Source organism: Natronomonas sp. CBA1123 (assembly GCF_009741925.1).
Lineage (GTDB): Archaea > Halobacteriota > Halobacteria > Halobacteriales > Haloarculaceae > Natronomonas.
Genome location: NZ_WPCC01000027.1, coordinates 39,380 through 46,037, shown reverse-complemented (window position 1 = coordinate 46,037; position 6,658 = coordinate 39,380). Strand labels below are relative to the sequence as shown.

Sequence of the window (6,658 nt, the reverse complement as noted above, 5' to 3'; positions counted from 1 at the left end):
GAAACGGCGGGTGGTCGACGAAGCGCTCTCGGCCTCGTCGCTGGACCCCGGCGACGCCGCCGGCGAACCGACGGTTGCGCTCCGACGCGCCGGCGACCCCGCCCTCGCTGTCCTCTGTGGTGTCGCCGCCGGGCCCCTCGAAACCAACACCGCCGTCACGCTGGCGGGCGGCACACAACTCGTCGCCGCCGCGGCCTGCCTCCGACACGACGGCTACGACGGCCACCTCACGCTCGCCACCACCTCCTTCGTCGACGACGACCCCACCGTCGACCTCGACCGCGCCGCCCGCGAACTCGACCTCTCGGTGACGACGACCGACCCCGGGTTCACCGACGACCACCCCGCGATGGCCGCCTACAACCGCGGTGAAGCCAAAGAGGGCGTCGGGATGGGCGGCGCCCTCGCGTTGGCCGACCGCGCCGGCCTACCGATGACCGACGTACGCGATGGCGTCCGTGAGGTGTACGACCGCCTCCTGGCCGACGCCGACCGAGAGGTGCCCGAGGCGTGAACGGCGTCGTCCTTGCAGGCACGTCCTCCGGCGTCGGCAAGACCGTCGCCACGCTCACCGTTCTGCGGTCACTCCAGCGGGCGGGAGAGAGCCCCCAACCGGCGAAGGCCGGGCCGGACTTCATCGACCCCAGCCACCACGCCGCCGTCTGTGAGAGACCGTCCCGGACGCTGGACCCGTGGCTGTCCGGCGAGGAGGGCTGTCGACGCAACTACCACCGCGGGTCGGGCGATATCTGTGTCGTCGAGGGGATGATGGGACTGTACGACGGAACGAACTCGACGGCGTACGTCGCCGAGGTACTCGACCTTCCGGTCGTCCTCGTCGTCGACGCGAAAGCGGGCATGGAAAGCGTCGCCGCCCAAGCGCTCGGCTTTCGCGAGTACGCCGCCGAAGCCGACCGCGACATCGACGTGGCCGGCGTCCTCGCCAACCGCGCCCACGGCGGCCGCCACGAGGCCGGGATTCGGGACGCCCTCCCCGATTCGTTGTCGTACTTCGGCCGCGTGCCCCCGCTCGGCGGCCTGGAGATTCCCGACCGCCATCTCGGCCTCCACATGGGGAGTGAGGCACCCATCGACGAGGAGACGCTGGACGAAGCCAGCGAGGAAATCCACGTCGAGGAACTACTGGCGGTGGCGACGGAACCACCACGGCCGGAGCCCCGACCGCCCGGAACCGACACCGGAAAGACGGTCGCAGTCGCCGACGACGCCGCGTTCTGCTTTCGCTATCCGGCGAGTCTCGAACGGCTCCGGGAACGCACCGAGGTCGTCACGTTCTCACCGGTCGCAGGTGACCCACTGCCGGACTGCGACGGGGTCTATCTCCCCGGCGGCTACCCCGAACTCCACGGCGCGGAGTTAGCCGCGGGCGGTACCCTCTCTGAACTCGGAGCGCGGGCCGCCGAGGGCCTGCCCGTCCTCGGCGAGTGCGGCGGCCTGATGGCGCTGTCGGAGACGCTGACCGACACCGACGGCGACACCCACGCGATGGCCGGCGTCCTCCCCGCCGACGTGACGATGTGCGAGCGGTATCAGGCCCTGGACCACGTCGAGTTGGTCGCTCGCGGGGACACCCTCACCGCCAGCGGCGGCGAGCAGTTGCGCGGCCACGAATTCCACTACTCGACGGCCGAGGTGGCCGACGACGCCGAGTTCGCCTTCGAGGTGAAGCGAGGAGACGGTATCGCCGATGGCAAGGACGGACTCACCGAGTACTGGACGCTCGGCACCTACGCCCACGTCCACGCCGATTCGGGTGCCTTCGACTCGTTTGTCGACTCGCTCTAGCGGTAGAACTCCCGGTCGCCGTCGTCGTCGACGTACGTCGCCGCCCGCCACGCCGAATCGATTGCGGCGGTGACGACACAGCCGAAAACCCCGACAGCGAGGGCCGCGACGAGCGGCCAGGTCGTCCCGTCGATGGCAGCTCCGCCGCCGAAGGTCCCGACGGCGAGAACCGCCGTGAGACCGAGCGATGCGACGGCAACGCGCTCGCGGCCGCCAGTGGGCGTCACCCGGTTGGCCCGGCCGACGGCCTCGGGCAGCGTCCCCGAATCGAGGACCAACGCCGGGACGACGAACGGCGCACACCCCAACCCCACCTCGTTTTGCGCCACGTCGTCCTCGTCGAGCAGTCGGTCGGCGAGGTCACCGACCGCAAACCGAGTTTTCAGCCACCGATACAGCGACCACCGGCGTTCGTACACGGCGGTGCCGGCAGCCGAAACCGACGCGCCGCCGCCGTATTCCGTTCGGCCGACCGCATAGGCGATTGCAGCGCTGAAAGGGTACCAGACGAGAGCGAGAACCGCGACGACGACGATGGCGACGGCGACTGTCAGCAGTTCGCCGAACCCGACGAGAAAGCCCGGTCCTGCTCCGATGACTGTCTGCCGGACGGCCGCGAGGGCCTGCCAGCCCGCGGCGAAGACGACACCGACGGCGAGCGCTCCGAGGAGCGTCCAGACGACGGCGGCGGGCGAACGGAACAGCGCACGAACGGCCATACCGACCGGTCGGAGGGGGAGGAGAAAAAGACGACGCCGACGCGTGTCGGTTTCAGAACTCGTCGTCGGGCGTCGGAACCCCCTCGTCGGGGTCGGCCAACTCCTCGAAGGCCTCCCTGAGTTCGCGGATACGGTCGCGGATGTCCGCGGCGAGTTCGAACTCGAGGTTGTCGGCGGCCTCCTGCATCCGGTCTTCGAGGCGTTCGATGAGTTCTTCGGCCTCGTCGGCGGAGTCGGCGTCGAGTCCCGAGACGCCGCTGGTGTCGGTCTTCGACCCCGGAAGGTTCGTCTCGCCGACCGCCTTCTCGATGGTCGTCGGTTCGTGACCGTGCTCTTCGTTGAACTGCGTTTGAATCTCCCGACGGCGGCGGGTCTCTTCGATTGCGGACTCCATGGCACCGGTCGTCTCGTCGGCGTAGAGGACGACCCGACCGTCGACGTTCCGGGCGGCCCGGCCCATCGTCTGGACCAGCGTCGTCTCCGACCGCAGGAACCCCTCCTGGTCGGCATCGAGGATGGCCACGAGCGAGACTTCGGGGATGTCGAGTCCCTCTCGGAGGAGGTTGATGCCGACCAGCACCTGAATCTCGCCGAGTCGCAGCGACCGGACGAGTTCGTGGCGTTCCAGCGTGTCCGTCTCGTCGTGCATGTACGCCACGTCGACGCCGGCGCCTTCGAGGTACTCCGTGAGGTCCTCGGCCATCCGTTTGGTCAGCGTCGTCACGAGGACGCGTTCGTCGTCGCTCGTCGCCTCGATGCGCTCCATCAAATCCTCGATTTGTCCCTCGGCCGGTTGCACCTCGATTTCGGGGTCGACGAGGTACGTGGGTCGGACGATTTGCTCGACGACCCGGTCGCTCTCTTCGCGCTCGTACTCGCCGGGCGTCGCCGAGACGTACAGCGTCCGGTCGGTTTTCTCCTCGAACTCCTCGAAGGTCAGCGGGCGGTTGTCGTAGGCCGTCGGCAGCCGGAAGCCGTTCTCGACCAGCGAGTCCTTCCGGGATTTGTCGCCCTCGTACTGACCTTTGATTTGGGGCAGCGTGACGTGGGACTCGTCGACGACGGTGAGGAAATCGTCCGGGAAGTAATCGAGCAGGGTGTAGGGTGGTTCGCCGGACTCGCGGTCGGACATGTGCACCGAGTAGTTCTCGATGCCCGAACAGTAGCCCGTCTCCTGAAGCATCTCGATGTCGAAGGTGGTGCGTTCCTCGATGCGCTGGGCGGCGACCAAATCGCCCTGCCGCTCGAAGTACGAGACGCGTTTCTCCTTCAGTTCCTCTATCTCGTCGATGGCCCGCTGGAGGCGCTCTTCGGGGATGGAGTAGTGTTCCGCCGGGTGGACGAGTCCGGCCGGCTCCTCGGAGACCACCTCGCCGTTCAGCGTGTCGACTTTCATCAGACGGTCGATTTCGTCGCCCCAGAACTCCACGCGAAGGGCGTATCGGCCGTACATCGGGAACACCTCGACGGTGTCGCCACGGACTCGGAAGGTACCCTGCTGGAAGTCCACGTCGTTGCGCTCGTAGTTCAAATCGACCAGTTTCTTCAGGAGGTCCTCCCGGCCGATTTCCTCGCCGCGCTCCAGCCGGAGCGCCATCGACTCGTAGTTGTTCGGGTCGCCGAGGCCGTAGATGGCCGACACCGAGGCGACGACGATGACGTCGTCGCGGGTCAAAAGCGACCGCGTCGCGGAGTGCCGCAGGCGCTCGATTTCCTCGTTTATCGACATGTCCTTGTCGATGTATGTGTCGGTCTGTTCGACGTAGGCCTCCGGCTGGTAGTAGTCGTAGTAGGAGACGAAGTACTCGACGGCGTTCTCCGGGAAGAGGTTCCGGAACTCCTCGTACAGTTGGGCCGCCAGCGTCTTGTTGTGTGCGAGGACGAGCGTCGGCTGCTGCAGTTCCTCGACGACCCACGAGACGGTGTTGGTCTTCCCCGAACCGGTGACGCCCAAAAGCGTCTGTTTCTCGGCGCCGGCTTCGTAGCCGTCGACGAGTTCGCGGATGGCTTCGGGTTGGTCGCCCGCCGGGTCGAACGGTGCCTCGACCTCGAACCGTCGGGCGGCGTCGGGACGGTCGGGCTGTAGCGGGCCGGTGTCGCTCATTACCGAGTGGTGGGCGTCGGGACACTTGAGGCGAACGCTCGCGGCGACGGACCGAGTCGCTTCGTGGGCGTTAACCCCTCCGGCGACCAACGGCGCTCATGAGCGTTCGCGCGGAGTTCGACGAGTGGGCCGCCGACGGCCGCGACAAGGGGATGGAGCAGCGCCACTGGCACACCGCAAAGTACGCCCTCGGACGGATGCCAATCGAATCGGGCGACACCGTCCTCGATTTGGGCTGTGGGAGCGGCTACGCCGCCCGCGCGATGTGTGAGGCCAAAGACGCCGGCCGGGCCTACGGCCTCGACGGCGCCCCCGAGATGGTACAGAACGCACGGGACTACACCGACGACGACGCAGTCGGGTACGTCGTCGGGGACTTCCAGTCGCTGCCCTTTGCCGACGACAGCATCGACCACGCCTTCTCGATGGAGGCGTTCTACTACGCGCCCGACCCCGTCGGCGCGCTGGAGGAACTGCGCCGTGTTCTCCGACCCGGCGGGACGTTCTACTGTGCGGTGAACTACTTCGAGGAAAGCGAACACACCCACGCCTGGCAGGAGAACATCTCAATCGAGATGACGCTGTGGGACTACGAACAGTACCGAGCGGCGTTCCGGGAGGCCGGCTTCTACGTCGCCGAACAGGACACCATCCCCGACAGAGAGACCGAGATTCCGCCGGCAAGCGAGTTCCCGACCGACGACTGGGAAACGCGGGAGGCGATGGTCGAACGCTACCGCGAATACGGGACGCTGCTGACCGTCGGCGTCGCGCCGTAAGCGAGTCAGTAACTCCTTGGCATCCCCAGCACGTGCTCGCCGAGGTAGTTCAACGCGAGTTGCTGGGTGATGGGGACGAGCCGAGTCAGCCGTGCCTCCCGGAAGTACCGCTCGACGTCGTACTCGCGGGCGACGCCGAAGCCGCCGTGGGTCTGAACCGCGGCGTCGGCGGCGTCGAAGGCCGCCTCGGCGGCGAGGTACTTCGCGACGTTGGCTTCGGCGCCGGCGGCCTCCCGCGGGAGGTCGTCGAGACGGTCGGCGGCGTCGTAAATCACTTTCTTCGCCGCCAGCAGGTCGGCGTAGGCAGCGGCCAACGGGTGCTGAATCGCTTGGTTCGCGCCGATTGGCCCGCCGAACACCTCCCGCTCGCCGGCGTACTCGATACCTCGTTCGAGGGCAACCTCGCCCAACCCGAGACACTCCGCAGCGATGACGACTCGCTCCTCGTTGAGGCCGTCGAGCATCTGGTAGAACCCCTCGCCTTCCTCGCCGACGAGGTTCTCTGCGGGTACCCGGGCCCCGTCGAACCACAGTTGGTAGGCGCCGACCGCCCGACTCGCGGTCTTGGGAATCGACTCGATTTCGAGGCCGTCGTCGTAGGCGTCTTCGAGGTCGAGTAGGAACATCGAGATGCCCTCGGTTCGTTTCTCGACCGCCTCTCGGGGCGTCGTCCGCGCCATCAGGAGGAGGTAATCGCTGGCTTCGACGCGGGAAATCCAGATTTTCGCCCCGTCGACGACGTACTCGTCGCCGTCCTTCCGTGCGCGGGTCTCCATCGCCGTCGAGTCCGACCCGGCGTTGGGTTCCGTCAGGCCGAACGCCTGAATCCGAACGTCTCCCGAAGCGACCTTCGGCAGCAGGTCGGCTTTCAGCGACTCGTCGGCGTATTTCACCAGCGGCACCGAGTTGTACACGCCGCCGTGAATCGCCTGAGCGGCGGCGAACCCGCCGCCGCTGGCCGCGATTTCCTCCATCATGACGACGGCTTCGGCCGTCGACATCCCCGCGCCGCCGTACGCCTCGGGAATCAGGATTCCGAGCCAGCCCTCCTCGGCCAGCGTGTCGACGAACTCGTGGGGATACTCGCCAGACCGGTCCTTCTCGCGCCAGTAGGCGTCGTCGAAGGCCTCGCATATCTCCCGGATGTTCCGCCGGACCAGTCGCTGGGTCTCGGTGAGGTCGACGGAATCCCGCCAGTCGTGTGGCATAGACACACGTGGTCGGCAGTGGGCAAAAAGACGTGGCTCGGC

5 protein-coding genes and 1 pseudogene are annotated in these 6,658 nt (G+C 67.3%); 3 read left to right on the top strand and 3 right to left on the bottom strand.

The window, feature by feature from the left end; translation table 11 throughout:
• Together GJ631_RS18650 and GJ631_RS12410 are read left to right on the top strand one after the other, a co-directional pair.
• Positions 1 to 514, top strand: a pseudogene (locus tag GJ631_RS18650) (TIGR00303 family protein); the annotation flags it as partial.
• Positions 511 to 1,806, top strand: a complete 1,296-nt coding sequence (locus GJ631_RS12410; protein ID WP_370518659.1) for a cobyrinic acid a,c-diamide synthase — start codon at positions 511 to 513, stop codon at positions 1,804 to 1,806. The pseudogene GJ631_RS18650 and the gene GJ631_RS12410, both read left to right, overlap by 4 nt.
• Here GJ631_RS12410 and GJ631_RS12405 read toward each other — a convergent pair.
• A complete protein-coding gene (locus GJ631_RS12405) occupies positions 1,803 to 2,525 on the bottom strand; it encodes a hypothetical protein (protein ID WP_156709457.1) in 723 nt (240 codons plus the stop codon). The two genes, GJ631_RS12410 and GJ631_RS12405, sit on opposite strands and share 4 nt — an antisense overlap.
• A gap of 52 nt (positions 2,526 to 2,577) precedes the next feature.
• The gene (gene uvrB, locus GJ631_RS12400) at positions 2,578 to 4,629 is read right to left on the bottom strand and encodes an excinuclease ABC subunit UvrB (protein WP_156709456.1); all 2,052 of its coding nucleotides are present in this window, start codon (positions 4,627 to 4,629) and stop codon (positions 2,578 to 2,580) included.
• A 98-nt stretch (positions 4,630 to 4,727) separates the two neighbouring features.
• Here uvrB and GJ631_RS12395 point away from each other — a divergent pair, with 98 nt between their 5' ends.
• On the top strand, positions 4,728 to 5,408 hold the full coding sequence (locus GJ631_RS12395; RefSeq protein WP_156709455.1) for a class I SAM-dependent methyltransferase: 681 nt from the start codon (positions 4,728 to 4,730) through the stop codon (positions 5,406 to 5,408).
• A 5-nt stretch (positions 5,409 to 5,413) separates the two neighbouring features.
• Here GJ631_RS12395 and GJ631_RS12390 read toward each other — a convergent pair whose 3' ends face one another.
• Positions 5,414 to 6,616, bottom strand: a complete 1,203-nt coding sequence (locus tag GJ631_RS12390; protein WP_156709454.1) for an acyl-CoA dehydrogenase family protein — start codon at positions 6,614 to 6,616, stop codon at positions 5,414 to 5,416.
• Positions 6,617 to 6,658: the final 42 nt, after the last annotated feature.